The following is a 15,146-nucleotide window of genomic DNA, read 5'->3' as shown; positions in this document are numbered from 1 at the left end:
ACATGAAACGAGCGGCGAGATATATGTTAGCATTCGCAATGGCTGCGCTGCTATCGGCGAATGCCATTGCGCAGCGGACCGAGAACGAGACCAATGACAAACGGGCAAAGACAGCGAACGAGCAAACAGCCCCTGCTGCTACCGGCACAGCAAAAAAGTCATCTACTACTACCGGCAAGAACAACTCGGCCGACGAACCAAAAAGATGGTCGCTGCGCGTAAAGCAGGGCGAAAAATGGTACCAGCTTTCGATAGAGCTTACCTATTAACAGCACTTCATCGCCTGGCAGGGAACAGACCCATGGTATGTTCCAGCAACTCCTCATCACCGGCATCATCATGGCCGGGCACTACATGCTTTACATCAGGATATGCGTCTTTTATGGCCTGTACCGTACTGTGCCATGCGGTGGTATCGGCATCGTTCAGGTTGCCACGGCCGGTGCCCACGGCTTTAATGAGGCAGCCTCCGAATAGCACCTTTTCCCGGGATATGTAGCAAACTATATTATCGCGCGTATGCCCGGGGCCAAAGTACCTGCATATCACCTTTTCTCCACCCACATCCAGCACCTTTTCCTGCTCAAAGCCCACCAGTGGTATGGCCGGCCGGTGCACCGTATCGCGCGTGGCATAGGCCTGCGTCAGCTTATTGGCATACGATGCCACGCCCTGCCTGTGGAACTCGCGCAGTCCCCCCAGCCGGTCATCGTGAAAATGGGTCACCACCACCCCCTCGAAGCGCACATACTTGTAGTGTCTTATCCAGGCCAGCAGTTCGGCGGCCACGGTATCGTTCGTGGCGGCATCTATCACCAGTGCCTCTTTGTTGTTGATGTATATGAGCCCGTTGCAGGCCACCTTACCCCATTTATTGTCATAGAGAAAGGTGCGGTGTATAAAGGTATTTTTTGTCAGCCTGTCCACCTCCAGGGTAGGTGACCGGTACAGCGCCGTCTTCCTGAATACATGACACGCCTGCAGCAGCATGGCCACAGAGAATAGCAGGATCAGCCCCCATCGGTTCATTATATAAAGATAGGTAAAAGAGGTACGCTATGTGGTCTTCCCCAGTACAAGCCTGCGCAATTGGTATGCGACAATTCCCGACAGTATCACCCCCAGTGCGAACAACTGGTACTTCGTTTCGTTATTGAAGAATATGAACAGCCATATGGCTATGCTCAACAGGGCAGGCAAAGGGAACAGCGGCATACGGAAGGGGCGTTCATCGTGAGGTCGCCGGTAATGCCACGCTATCACCCCCACCGCCTGCGATACGAACTGTATCAGTATGCGCATCATCAGTATGGTGGTTATCACCTCTCCCAGCCTGAACAGCAGGCTGAACAGGAAACCCGCACCACCTATGGCCAGCAGCGATACATGCGGGAATTTGTACCGCGGATGCACCTTTCCGAACACACTGAAGAAATCTCCGTTCTGCGCTGCCGCATAGGGTATGCGCGAATACCCCAGTATGGCCGAGAATAGCGAAGCCATGGCTATGATGAGTATAAGAAAGGTAGCCACCTGCCCCACGAAATGGTTGTTATAGATACGCTCGAAGTAGATACTTGCCACAAAGTCCGATGCGGCGGCCTCCTGCCACGGCAGCACACCTACTACTACCGTCTGCATACCCAGGTACAGTATGGCTATACCGGTTATGGACAGCAGCATACTGCGGGGTATATTGCGTGCGGGGTCCTTTATCTCTGCGCCCAGGTGGCATACGTTGTAGTAGCCCAGGTAAGAATACACCGCATTCAGCGACGACCGGCCCAGCGCGGCATACAACAGCGTACTACTGCTAAACCCATCGAAACGCCAGTCGAAGGCCTGCCGGGCATTGAAGTGGCCTATACCCGACCCTATGAGCCATAGTATGGTGCCACCCGTTATCACCCACAGCACTACCGATATCTTCCCTATGCTCTTAATGTTTCGGTATAGCAGGACCACCAGCAGTATCACCAGCCCGCCGCTCACCATCTTCTTCTGCACATCGCCCAGCGGCACCAGGAAGGAAGCATATTTGGCAAAGCCTATAGCCCCGCTGGCTATCACCAGTGGCGCCTGTATAGTGGTCTGCCATATGAAGAGGAAGGCCATCAGCCTGCCCCATTTATTGCCGAACAGCTTTTGCAGGAACACATAGCTGCCACCCGCCTGCGGCCATTTAGCGCCCATCTCTGCCCATACCATGCCATCCATATAGGCCAGCAGTGCGCCCAGCAGCCATGCGAATATACTGGCCGGCCCCTGCATCATACCTATTATCATAGACAGGGTAACGAAAGGGCCTATACCCACCATATCTATCATATTGATGGCGGTGGCCTGTGTGAGCGATAGTCCTCGCTCCAGTTTCGGTGTATCGGTGGCGGACAAATAGCAGGAATTGGGCGCAAAGTACTACCATATGCCCACCTTTGCCAATACCATATATCACATTTCCCGATCGCGGCTTCACATTTTCCGATATATAGTGGCCCTCATACCACCTAACTTCACATAGCAAAACCAAATGAGGCTGTATGGAACCAGTGCTGCTACCCGAACATTCAGAAGAGATATCGTTAGATGGCGTGATACCCGAAAGGTATATGCCCGTACTGCAAAAGGCCGCTACCCTGCTGCGCTGGATGACAGTGGCCATAAACGGCAACACCATCATATGCCATACGCCCTACAACGAGCGATCTGCGGGCGAGATAGTGACCATAACCGCTGACCGGAAAAAAGCAACACTACACAGCCGCCCGGCCAATGAATACTATCACGATGCCGCCATGGTACGGAACAATGCCATACTCTTCCGCAAGGCGCTGGCGCAGGTGATAGAAGAGGAGGAAAAGGCCGACCGCAACCTGCACCCCATGCACCGCGAGAAGTATGGAGCCCTGCTTATATCTAAAAGCTATGTGGTAACACCCCTGCTGGTATATGCCAATACGCTTGTTTTCATAGCCATGGTACTTGCCGGTATCTCTCCATTGCACCCTACTGCCAAAAGCCTCTTCCTGTGGGGTGGCAACCTTGCCCCCGCAGTAGTGACCGGGCAGTGGTGGCGGCTCATAACTTATATGTTCCTGCATGGCGGGGCGCTGCACCTCATCATGAACACCTTCGCACTGCTGTACATAGGTATGTTCCTGGAGCCACTCATGGGGCGCATACGCTTTACAGGGGCCTACCTGCTCACAGGCATCTGCGCGGGCCTCCTCAGTATAGCCGTGCATACCAATAGTGTGGGTGTGGGCGCATCGGGTGCCATATTCGGCATGTATGGGGTATTTCTGTCCATGCTCACCACCAGCCACATACAAAAGACACTGCGCAAGACCATGATGCGCAGTATACTTTTCTTCGTGGTCTATAACCTGCTGGCAGGGCTACAGGGGAATACCGACAATGCGGCCCATATAGGCGGCCTGCTCAGTGGTATAGCTATAGGTTATGCCTATTATCCCGACATAGCCCGGAAGTCTTCCCACAAAAACCAACTATTGCTCACGGGCATACTTGCATTGGCCACTGTGGTGCTTGTGGTGGCGAGTGTATATCTAGTGGGTAAGACCATAGGCATATGATATACCACTCCATTAAGACCGACCGCACCTCTCCTCTTCTCGGGAGAGGTCGGGAGGGGCTAAAAGAACAAAGGTGGCACATGGCCACCTTTGTTCTCTATTGTACTTACTGATCCTTATCGTTTCAATATTATATGGAATACCTGCCTGCCCGCAACGTTACCTACTGTAAGCAGGTAGGTACCATCGGCCAGGTGGCTGCCCAGCGATATACGTTCGCTTATCCTGCCCGCAGTGGCTGTGGTATTCTTCCTGCATACTTCCTGTCCCAGTACATTGGTCACTGTTATGGTCACGGCCCCGGCACTTTCCATACCTGTCATTCCTTCTATGGTCACTTCCCCATTAGTAGGATTGGGTATCACGCTTATAGTGCCTGCCTTACCTGTTGTACCTACACCGCTCGATACCACATTCATCACTATGGCATTGAAACCATCCAGTCCGCAAAGGCCCGAGCCTTTTACCATGCACATCACAGTGTCCTTATCAAACAGTTCTGCTGTGGTGAACGTAGCATTCGTAGCGCCTGCCAGTACCTGGCTGTTGATGGCCCATTTGTAAGTAGGTATAGGTCCGCCGCCGGCCACATGTGCAGAGAAGGTCACAGGCTGGCCCTGGGCTATGTTCTGCCCCGGTATGGCCGATATAGTAACCGCAGGTATGTAGCTATCATCTACCTGCATACTCACCAGGTTGCTGTATACATTATCGGCAAGGCGGCAAGGCGCATTGCTGGCCATAGATACTACCACGGCATCACCATCCACAGGAGTGAACGAGTAGGCCGTAAGACCCGTAGCTGCTATCACGGAGTTCTTCAGCCATGTGTATACAGGGGCCGAACCACCATTCACCGATGTCACAGAGAAAGATACAGGCGTACCATTACATACCGAGTCGCTGGTAACGGCCAGCGTAGCCGATGGCATCACGTTCGGCTTTACAACAATGGCTGTATCAACAGTTACAGTAGAACCGGTGACACAAGGCAGCGAGCTGTGCAGTGTCACAGATACCACATCTCCATTGGCAGGCACATAGCTATATGTGGCCAATGTTGCGGGTACTGTAGTGCCGTTCACCTTCCATTCGTAGCCGGGCGTTGCGCCGCCATTCTCGGCAAGGGCATTGAAGAACACAGTAGTGCCCTCGCATACAGTATCAGTGGGGAATATGGCCACCGTAGCCGTGGGTACGGCCACAGGAGTGACAGTTATTGCCGCAACACCACTCATGGTATTGGCGCAGGAAGTGGTAAGGTCGGTAGCTATCACATTATAGCTGCCGGCATCTGTCTGCGCACCAAAGGTCAGCGGCAGGCCTGTACCTATTTCAGGTGTACCTATTGCAGTGGTGCCATTATAGAGCTGGTATTCTATACCTGCCGATGAACCACCAAGCCCTACTGCTACACCTGTACCACCTGCACAATAGCTGCCACCGCCTGTTATAGCATACAGTGTAGGCAGGCCATAGATGCCTATGGTAGATGCACCCGCCATGGAATTGGTACAATTCGTAGTAGTGTTCGTAGCCAGCACGGTATATGTACCTGCGGCCAGTTGTGTACCCATATCCAGCACGGTACCCGTACCTGCTACGCCACTGCCTGTAGCGGCAGTGCCATGGTACAACTGATAATCCACACCGGTCTCAGAGCCCGATAGTGTAAGCGGCACACCTGTACCACCACTACAATAATTGCCGCCCGCACTCATGGTATATACCACAGGCAGCGGATCGATGATGACAGTAGCGCTGCCGTTCATGCCATCGGTACAGCCTGTAGTAGCATTCGTAGCTACTACGGTATAGGTCGTTCCATTCGTCAGATCGCCAAAACCGATAGCGCTGCCTGTACCTGCTTCAGGTCCGCGTACAGCTATACTACCATCGTACAGGTAATAGTTCACGCCGGTCTCACTATTGTCCAGGCCCACAGGCATACCTGCGCCACCCATACAGTAGTTGCCGCCACCGGTCACATTATACACTGCGGGCAATGGGTCTATGCCTATTGTTGCACTGCCGCTCATATCGTTCACGCAAGTAGTTATGATATCTGTAGCTACAACACTATAGGTGCTTGTAGTAGTGAACGTACCAAATGTTATGGCCGACCCCGTACCCGCACGAGGCGCTCCGATGGCCGTTGCGCCATCATACAACTGGTAGTTCACATCTGCCTGGGTATTGCCGAGACCTATGGGTGAGCCACCGGAGCCTGCACAATAGTTGCCACCGCCGGTCACGGTCTGTGCCGTAGGGGACGTATATATGAATACCTGTTTCGTATTCGCCATGCGGTTGGTGCAGCTCGTGGCATCATCTGTGGCCAGTACAGAATAAGTGGCCACAACACTCAGCGTACCGAACGATATAGGTCCACCCGTACCTGCACGGGGTGCTCCAATAGCAGTAGCGCCATCATACAGTTGGTAGGTCATACCGGTCTGGGTATTGGCCAGTCCTACTTCCACACCGGTACCACCCGGGCAGTAGCCGCCGCCGCCTGTCATATTGTAGACTACAGGCAGAGGCTTTATGGTAACGGTAAAGCTCTTGCCGGTACTGCCACATTCGTTGGTAGCAGTTAGGGTAACAGTGGTCACGCCTACGCTGAACAGCGATCCGCTACCAGTACCATTGCCCGAAGCAACGGTAGCGCCCGTGAATGCATATGTGATAGCAGGTGCCGGCCTGCCGGTATCGGCAATGGCATAGGTCACCATATTGTCGCAGCCCTCGCGAATGATGTCTGCAGGCATAGAGGTTATATCGGGCATGGTGCAGAGAAGGTCTACATAATGCTTGTCTGTAAGGCATGTGGCCGACATATCGTCCTTTACCTCTACCAGCGAGTCCTGCGTAGGTGTAACGGTCACGGTGCGGGTGGTAACACCGGGTGCCCATGCATAGTTACCCTCCCACGATGCCGAAAGGTCCACACTGCTGCCATGCAATACCTCTACGGTATCTTTCACTTTCACATCCTTCATTATGGTGAACTTATCCCATATCGTGCCATCCTTGCGTATGAATTTCGCATCCAGGCGATTATTGTTGATATCTACAAAGAACATACCGCCATCATTTATAGAGAATGGCATGGCATTGTGCGGATAACCGCCCTGTACACCGCCACTTGCACCCGACGATCCTGCCACTACATATACAGTACCATGGTTCACCTGGCCCGATGTTGTTGTGTACGGGCAAGAGTTGGCCGAGCCGTCATATTTGGCGCTCGAATTATCTACAGCATGTGCGGCCACATTGAAAGATGCCTCATTGCCATAGTGACCTTTCATAAGATAAGAACGCTCATAGTCGTGGCTGTGGCCACATATGATCATATCCACACCATAACGCTCCAGTATGCGAATGAAGTTCTCGCGTATGCTCACCAGCTCTCCCTCACCATCCGATGTATGGCTGCCCATAGTATAGGGCGGGTGATGCCAGTAGGCTATCACCCACTTTTTGGTATTGGCAGCAAGGTCGGCCTTTATCCACTGCACCTGCGCACCCGCGGTATCATACAGACGCGTAGTACCTGCGTTCTCACGGCCATAAGAGTCCAGCGACAGTATATGCACATCTCCCCAGTTATAAGAATAATAAGCCTCTGTACCCGATGGCACACCGCCGCACTGGCCTGCTGCCGGCATAGAGAAGATACTGTAATAGGGCACGTTCTTATCGTTCTGTCCGGTACCGCTTGCATAGTAGTCATGGTTGCCGGGTGCAGGGAACAGCATATGGTTCTTCAGTATATTGCCCTGGTAAGCATTGAAGAAGCCGGTCTGGTATTCATTATCGGTGCCAGAGTTGTAGGCATTATCACCTACCAGCAGCATCATGTCCGCGGCTTTGAGGCCTATAGAAGAAAGATACGCCCTGTATGCAGAAAGCGCACCTGTCTGGTAGCCGTTAGAGTTCTGGCCGCAATCGCCATAGGCGGCCAGGGTCACCCTGCGCGATGTACCGCTGGCAGGCGCCGTTACGCAGAAGTTGGTAGTATCGCCCTGCAGTACTTCCAGGCTTGTACCAAAACGGTAATAATATTTAGTGTTCGGGCTCAGGCCTCTTACACGCATTTCATGTTCTGTCACCATGGCCGCATCGTCCAGCACTATGTTATAGTTACCGGTGCTGGTACCCAGCTCCAGTTTCGAGTTGCAGGCCACATTCGTGCGCCAGCGCACCGTGAAGGCCGTATCACTACCCATTTGCAGGTAGGGACCACGCACCAGGGTAGGTACTACATGTACCACACCGGCCACTTGCACGTTCATGTCGGCATCAGAGCTCGTTGCCGAGTTCTGGTGCAGCTCTATGGCTATCACATTATCGCCCGTTGCGAAAGCCGATATAGGTAACGCCCTCACTACCGCCTGCTGCTCTGCATACTGGCCGGTGGTGCCATTTATATTATTGGGTGCAGTTGTGTTATAGTTTATCACCGTAGGCGCTGCGGGCATATTGTCTCGCCACACTTCGTTTCCGTTCACATACATTACTATACCATCGTCCCTGAATACCGAGAATCGTACAGAATCATACAGTGTGGGATCGGGTATACTAAGGATCCTGCGGAAATAGCTGGTAGGATATTTGGTGCAGCTACCGCCCGGTATGCAGCCTGCGGTACAGCCCGATGGTCCGGCAGGTATACAGGTAGTTGTCCATGTTTCGCCAAAGCCCATATGGCCACCCGTGCTCAGTGTCCACGATCCGTCGCTGTAGAAAGATGCCCTCCATGCGGTACCCAGGTCGCTGCCCACATAGTATTTCCAGATAGAGCCGTAGGGCATCAGGATAGACCTAGCATAGGCCTTCGCCTGCATATTGAAGGTAAGGTCCGAGCTGGAACCATCGTTCTGGTGCAGCTCCAGCGCTATCACGTTCGTGCCGTTCTGGAATGCAGATATAGGCACATTGCGAATGATAGGCGTATATTCATCAGCTCCGCCTATAGCATTGGGCGCCTTGGTCTGGTAGCTGATGCCGGATGTGGGTGGCGTCAGTGTATGTGCAGGCATATTATCAGAGGCCACTTCCACGCCGTTCACATACAGTATGAAACCATCATCGCGCATGATGCTGAACTGTACGGAGTCGAACATCGATACATCTGCCATGGTGATGGTCTTGCGGAAATAGGTAGTGATATATTTAGTGCCGCACGATGGTGCGCAAGATACCGTACCACAGGCGTTCAAACATTTGGTCACCCATCCGGGGTCGCCATACCCGAAAGTGCCAGTATCGGCCAGCCATGTACCATCGTTGAAAGAAGTGGTACGCCAGGCAGTACCCTGGTCGCTGCCGTTGTCCAGGTACTTCCACTGCGATGAGAACGGGAATATGGTAACAGACTGCGCATGGGCGGTAAGACCCACCAGCAGGTGTACCAGGATAATGGTTCCAAGTAAGTATAGTTTCCTCATGTTCTGAAATTTTGCCCGAAAGTAGAAGGCTACTATTACCGCTATCTGAACGTAATATTTCCGGTGTGTTAAGTCTTTTGCCCGGCGTTAAATAATTATTACCACAGTATTACGCAGCGCATTTACGCCTAAGTTCGCATCGCCTAAAGGCATGTGCTATGAATAGATATTATAAACGCTACGGCATATTGCTTGCACTTGTATCTATAGTGGCATTTCTATCTTTTACCTCCACTACCGACCCCAAGGCAAGAACGGCCGCCTATTACGACAGGCAGTTAAATACGCTCTTGTCGTCGCTTACATCCTTTAATAGGGCTGCCGTTTCGGGCATGCCTAAGGACACGCTGCTGCAGCGGTTCTTTACCTGCAGGCAGCACTACAAGGCCATAGAGCTATTCGTCGATGTATTCCTCATGAACAAGGCCCGCATCATAAATGGCCCCGACCTGCTAAGGATAGACGAAGAGAACCCCAGCGACTCTATGAAGCCTCACGGCTTTCAGCATATAGAGAGCATATTGTATGCGGACAGGATAGATAAAACGGAATTGGCAAAAGAACTAAAACTACTTACCGTTACCATTACCCGGCTCCGCAACGACCCCGACCGTATCTACTACTTCACCGACGATAAGATATGGACAGCCCTGCGACTGGGCACATACCGTGTCATATCTATGGGTATCACCGGTTTCGATGTGCCTCTGTCCTACCATGCATTACCCGAGGCCCGCGCTACCCTTTCTTCCATACAACAGATAGCCGGGTTCTATAAAGAACAAATGGCAGATAGTATATGGAATGCCGGGAACGTACTCTTTAAAAATGCCGATAGCTACCTGGCAGCGCATAATGACTTCAATACTTTCGACCGCCTTTCCTTTATACGCCACTACCTCGCCCCCATATCATCATGGCTGGCACAGGCCGGGCGCGCATATGTGAATACCCATGAGCTATACCCTATCGCCCCCTATGCCTCCCACCTCTTTGCAAAGGACGTCTTCAATACCGATTTTTTCTCGCTGAACAGTGATATGCTTGCTACTCCGCAACGGGTGGCGCTGGGCAAAAGGCTTTTCTACGACCCCATTCTTTCCGGCAATGGCCGCCGCAGTTGTGCATCGTGCCACAAGCCCGAGCTGGCATTTACCGATGGGCTGGTAAAGCCCATGGACCTGTCGGGCAAAAGACAATTGCAGCGCAATACCCCTACCCTATGGAACGCGGCCCTGCAAACGGCACAGTTCTACGACTCCCGCGCAAAGGTGCTGGAACGCCAGCTAAGCGCAGTGGTACACAATGCGGACGAAATGAACGGTTCGCTACTGCAAAGCGTTCCAAGGCTGGCCGCCGACAGTATATATGCCGGCATGTTCCGCAAGGCCTATGCCGCCGATGCGCACCCCATCAGCGAGCATAACATAGCCAATGCCGTATCGTCCTACATACGCACCCTTGTAGCGCTCGATTCCCGCTTTGACAAGTATATGCGTATGGAGACCGACAGCCTCACCGCATCAGAGCGGAATGGGTTCAACCTCTTCATGGGCAAGGCAAAATGTGGCACCTGCCATTACGCGCCCCTGTTCAATGGCCTCACCCCACCTCTCTACCAGGATACGGAATCCGAAACACTGGCCGTCCCTGCTACAGATGCTCCCCGCTCTGCACTGGACGATGACCTGGGCAAGGCAGCCTTTACGCAGCATCCCTTTCATAGATATTCGTTCAAAACACCTACGGTGCGCAATAGTGCGCTCACGGCTCCCTATATGCACAATGGCGTCTTCGCCACCCTCGATGCCGTGCTGGACTTCTACGACAATGGTGGCGGTGCAGGCCGCGGCATAGATCTGCCTACCCAAACACTACCTGCCGAGAAACTGCACCTCACCAAAAAAGAAAAAAAAGACATCATAGCCTTCCTGCATACCCTTACCGATACCACTGCTGCCCGGTAACTATCTGTTGCGTTCGTAGAGGATGGTCCTGCCTGTGGGCGATGTGTACACTATATGATAGTCGCGCTCTACCTCAGCTACCAGTGCTTTGGCGGTCTCATGCTGCCGGTACACAGGGTCAAAGTTCATCATCAGCACATTGTTCACCACTATGCCTGTCTTTTGCCGGTACTCCTCAATGGCCGCAGCGGGTGGTATGGCCTGCAATCCCGGCCAGCGGGCCAGGTGTACAAAGGGATCCAGCTCGGGCCGCCAGTTCAGGGGGAAGTAGCCCGTATTGGCCTCATAGTTGTCCAGCACCAGCGTGTGCGGAATGGCCGTAAGGTATTGGGCCATGTGGCAGAATATATTGTTGCGGCTGCATATCACCTTGCCCTCTCTGTCACGGCCCCAGGTATCGTAGTTCAGGGGCAATACTACCGCACCGGGCTTTATGTGCCCTGCTGCCGACATATGGTCTGCGATAGCGTCTGATGCCTTATATACTATGGGCATGCGAATAAGGAACATCACTACGAAGGCCGCATACAGCAACACTGCACTGCCACGCTGCATCTGCACAGGCAGTGGTATATAGGCACAGCAAATGCACAGCAGCAGCAGTATGAAGATACCCGCCCTTAATGCGAAGTAGCCACCATGCAGCATAGAATCGGGCAGTAGCAGGAACACCGCGAATGCGAACAGCAATGAGAGCAGAAAACCATCATATTTGTGTATGACCTTTATCCTGCACCGATACACCACCGCCAGCAAAAGCAATATCGCGAATACTATACCTGTACCTATCAGTACATCCTCTTCCTTGTGCGAATAGTTGATGAGGTACTTGAGCGCCACCAGATCGCCGAGCCGCCCGGGGGCGAACTTTATCTTTATCTCCTGCAGCCCGCCCATATTATCGGCAAAGCGTTGCAGCATCAGCACAAATGGAGTGATGGACAATACCAGCACCAGCAGCGCCTTTCGCCACTCACCCGTCCTGGCCGGCATTTGCCCCGATAACACATATGTCATACCCAGCGCCACACTGCTTACACAGCCGAACACAAAAGAGACAGGGTGAGAAAAATAGGTGAGCAGCAGGTATACGAAATAAACGACGGCGCCCTGCCACCTCCGCCGCTCCAGGTACGACAGCCATGCGGCCATCAGCAGCATATAAAAGGCTATACTGAACGAAAAGTTATAAAACCCCTGCGGCACGGCATTATGAAAGATAAGCATCAGGAATGCCAGTGGCCATAGCGGGGCATTATTGCCCATTTGGCGCAAAAGGCGGATAGCCCCTGTCATCATCATCAGCACATATATGGTCAGCAGTACCTTCTCTGCCACCACATTGCTGAATGCATATTGCAGTGCCACCAGCAGCAACTCGGTAAGCCAGTTGGGGTCGGATGCATAGTTGAAGGTATAGAAGCGGTGATAGATACTTTCCCCGCTGGCCCACATATCGCTCATTATAGCCGCGTTCGATACATGGCAGGGCCCATCACAGTTGGGGTAATACTGGGGCAGCCACACCTGCAGCAGGCATAGCACTATCCCTGCCCAAAGCAATACCTTACCTATCTTCTCCGTATTTGGCATATGTCTTATAAGCAGCTAAAATACACCATACGGCCTCATAAAGGCACATAAAAAAGAGCGACAAGGTATACCCTGTCGCTCTGCAAATGTTGTTTTCTTTCATTACCAACCCAGCAGGTAGGCAAATATCAGTGGGGCCACTATCGTAGCATCGCTTTCTACTATGAACTTGGGCGTATTTATATCCAGCTTGCCCCAGGTTATCTTCTCATTGGGCACCGCACCGCTGTACGATCCGTAAGATGTAGTGCTATCGCTTATCTGGCAGAAGTAGCTCCAGAATGGCACATCATGCCACTCCAGGTCCTGGTACATCATAGGCACCACGCATATGGGGAAGTCGCCGGCTATACCACCACCTATCTGGAAGAAACCTACACCCTTACCTGCAGAGTTATTGCGGTACCAGTCGGCCAGCCATACCATGTATTCTATACCGCTCTTCATGGTAGATGGCTTCAGTTCGCCCTTTATGCAGTAAGACGCAAATATGTTGCCCATAGTGCTGTCTTCCCAGCCTGGTACTATTATAGGCAGGTTCCTTTCGGCGGCAGCTATCATCCAGCTATGCTTGGGGTCTATCTCATAGTCGGGCTTCATCACCTCGCTCAGCAGCAGCTTGTACATATACTCGTGCGGAAAGTAGCGCTCGCCTTTCTCCTCTGCATCCTTCCATATCTTATGTATATGGCGCTGTATACGGCGAAAGGCCTCTTCCTCGGGTATACAGGTATCAGTTACGCGGTTGTAGCCCTGCTCCAGCAGGTCCCATTCTTCCTGCGGGCTCAGGTCGCGGTAGTTGGGCACACGTTTGTAGTGCGTATGCGCTACCAGGTTCATTATATCCTCTTCCAGGTTGGCGCCTGTGCAGCTTATTATATCCACCTTTCCGGCGCGTATCATTTCCGCCAGCGATATGCCCAGCTCGGCAGTGCTCATCGCACCCGCCAGCGATACCAGCATCTTGCCACCCTCCATCAGGTGGGTCTCATAGCCCTTTGCCGCGTCTACGAGGGCGGCAGCATTGAAGTGGCGGTAATGGTGCTGTATGAATTGTGAGATCGGTCCTTTGTTCATGTAAACCTGTTTTTATAACAGGCCGCAAAGGTACTGCAAACAACACAAACAAGGAAACCCCTATACATACTCATCGGGCATATGTGCCTATACCTATCGGTCGCAAAAAAGAAACATTGCGGAAATAAAGAGAGCGAAGTAACCGATCTACTTCGCTCTCTATATTTTGATCAGGGTAAAAGTGGCTACCGCCTGATAAACTCCACCCGCCGGTTATTAGCTTTTCCCTCCATCGTAGAATTGGTGTCGATAGGCTCTGAGGCGCCAAGGCCCTTAGTAGTGAGCCTGGATGCGGCTATACCCATAGCTATCAATTGTTTTCTTACTTGTTTCGCCCGTTCCAGCGAAAGTTTCATATTGGCTTCGGCATTACCATCGCTATCCGTATGTCCATCTATCTCCAGTTTTACTGTAGGGTTCTTTTTCAGGAAACCGGCAAGTCTGCTGATGAATACCATACTTGTATGTCTGAATTCCGACCGATCCACATCGAACAAGATGGCGTGTGTTGTGTATTTTTTATCTGATAGCAGCCTTTCAATAGGGATCACCTCCGGACCTTTAGCAATGCGAATGTGGCGTATTTTGACCGGCCCCTTTGGAACAATGAAAATATGCAGATCCTTGATCGAGAACCCGGTCAACATAGATACCAGGCTATCATCAACGTAATATTTTGTTTGCTGTCCATGGTGGGATATCGCCAGCCGGTGCCATAGTTTCCGGTCAAAGCCGGAGATGTTTGTTCTCTTATCGGCCAGCGACCCATATTTTTCATAGGCCATACCGCACTCGAAATGCCCCTTGCCGTCCAATGAGTCATATATCCCTCGCCGGTCAAGATCATCGGTCAGTATGCATGCGATAGTGGAGTTGTAGTATTCAAGCAGCACTTCGATCTCTATTGTAAAACTGTCACTAAGGTCATACTTCGGATATGGTTCCAGCACAGGCCGTCCATTGCGATTTATTTTCAAATACATTCCCTCACCATCTTTTTCTACCTGGAACATTTTATATGCATAGCGCAGATCGTAGCTGGAAGTTCCCATTACCTGCAACTTCGATGGAAATGCCCCCACCGTATCTTCACCGAAGTCCTCCTCGTATAGTACCACCTCGCGTTGTTTGAAGTCGGTGGTCACAGTACCTTCTCTATTCTCCTGTGCATATGTCAATAGAGAAGTTAGCAGAAGTACAAAGGTCAGTTCTATTATTTTCATATCAGTTCAGTTCAATGAATTCCTCATTACGGTCGTTCGCCTTTCCCGGTTCACTACCATAGCAGGAAAGAAAAACTACTACCTTCTACGGCATGAGAATAGCCCCAACGCAATACAATAAAACTAAGATAATATGAAAATTGCAGCGGCGCAAATAAAACTATTAGGGCACATCAACCGAACTGACGAGATCAGTCCAAACAAAATAAACGCAAGCGTTATGCTTGCGTTCTC

General features: G+C 51.9%; 9 protein-coding genes. 3 read left to right on the top strand and 6 right to left on the bottom strand.

What is annotated here, in order from left to right; translation table 11 throughout:
• The first annotated feature begins 23 nt into the window (after positions 1-23).
• Positions 24-269 carry a hypothetical protein gene (locus ABD843_RS01410; RefSeq protein WP_345077387.1) on the top strand — a complete coding sequence of 82 codons (246 nt, stop codon included), beginning with the start codon at positions 24-26 and terminating at the stop codon, positions 267-269.
• 7 nt (positions 270-276) lie between these two features.
• Here ABD843_RS01410 and bla read toward each other — a convergent pair whose 3' ends face one another.
• Both bla and ABD843_RS01400 read right to left on the bottom strand, forming a co-directional pair.
• Positions 277-1,029, bottom strand: a complete 753-nt coding sequence (bla, locus tag ABD843_RS01405) for a subclass B1 metallo-beta-lactamase (protein ID WP_345077384.1) — start codon at positions 1,027-1,029, stop codon at positions 277-279.
• Positions 1,030-1,056: 27 nt separating this feature from the next.
• Positions 1,057-2,394: an APC family permease gene (locus ABD843_RS01400; protein WP_345077381.1), complete on the bottom strand. Its 1,338-nt coding sequence runs from the start codon at positions 2,392-2,394 to the stop codon at positions 1,057-1,059.
• A 146-nt stretch (positions 2,395-2,540) separates the two neighbouring features.
• Here ABD843_RS01400 and ABD843_RS01395 point away from each other — a divergent pair, with 146 nt between their 5' ends.
• Positions 2,541-3,596 (top strand): rhomboid family intramembrane serine protease, encoded by a 1,056-nt coding sequence (locus ABD843_RS01395; protein ID WP_345077378.1) that lies wholly within the window; start codon positions 2,541-2,543, stop codon positions 3,594-3,596.
• Between the two features lie 116 nt (positions 3,597-3,712).
• On the opposite strand, the gene ABD843_RS01390 is transcribed toward ABD843_RS01395, so the two are convergent.
• On the bottom strand, positions 3,713-9,052 hold the full coding sequence (locus tag ABD843_RS01390; RefSeq protein ID WP_345077375.1) for a metallophosphoesterase: 5,340 nt from the start codon (positions 9,050-9,052) through the stop codon (positions 3,713-3,715).
• Between the two features lie 158 nt (positions 9,053-9,210).
• On the opposite strand from ABD843_RS01390, the gene ABD843_RS01385 reads away from it, so the two are divergent.
• Positions 9,211-11,019 (top strand): cytochrome-c peroxidase, encoded by a 1,809-nt coding sequence (locus tag ABD843_RS01385; RefSeq protein WP_345077372.1) that lies wholly within the window; start codon positions 9,211-9,213, stop codon positions 11,017-11,019.
• On the opposite strand, the gene ABD843_RS01380 is transcribed toward ABD843_RS01385, so the two are convergent.
• The 3 genes from ABD843_RS01380 to ABD843_RS01370 all read right to left on the bottom strand — a co-directional run bounded on the left by ABD843_RS01380 (position 11,020) and on the right by ABD843_RS01370 (position 14,912).
• Complete coding sequence (locus tag ABD843_RS01380) at positions 11,020-12,612, bottom strand: hypothetical protein (protein WP_345077369.1); 1,593 nt, start codon at positions 12,610-12,612, stop codon at positions 11,020-11,022.
• A gap of 102 nt (positions 12,613-12,714) precedes the next feature.
• Entirely contained in the window at positions 12,715-13,689 is a 975-nt protein-coding gene (locus ABD843_RS01375) for a deoxyhypusine synthase family protein (RefSeq protein ID WP_345077367.1), read from the bottom strand.
• Between the two features lie 185 nt (positions 13,690-13,874).
• Complete coding sequence (locus tag ABD843_RS01370; protein WP_345077364.1) at positions 13,875-14,912, bottom strand: OmpA family protein; 1,038 nt, start codon at positions 14,910-14,912, stop codon at positions 13,875-13,877.
• Positions 14,913-15,146: the final 234 nt, after the last annotated feature.

Origin of the sequence: Nemorincola caseinilytica, from assembly GCF_039540515.1 — a bacterium.
GTDB lineage: Bacteria > Bacteroidota > Bacteroidia > Chitinophagales > Chitinophagaceae > Nemorincola > Nemorincola caseinilytica.
The sequence above is the reverse complement of the archived record's forward strand: the minus strand, read 5'-3'. Positions and strand labels throughout refer to the sequence as shown.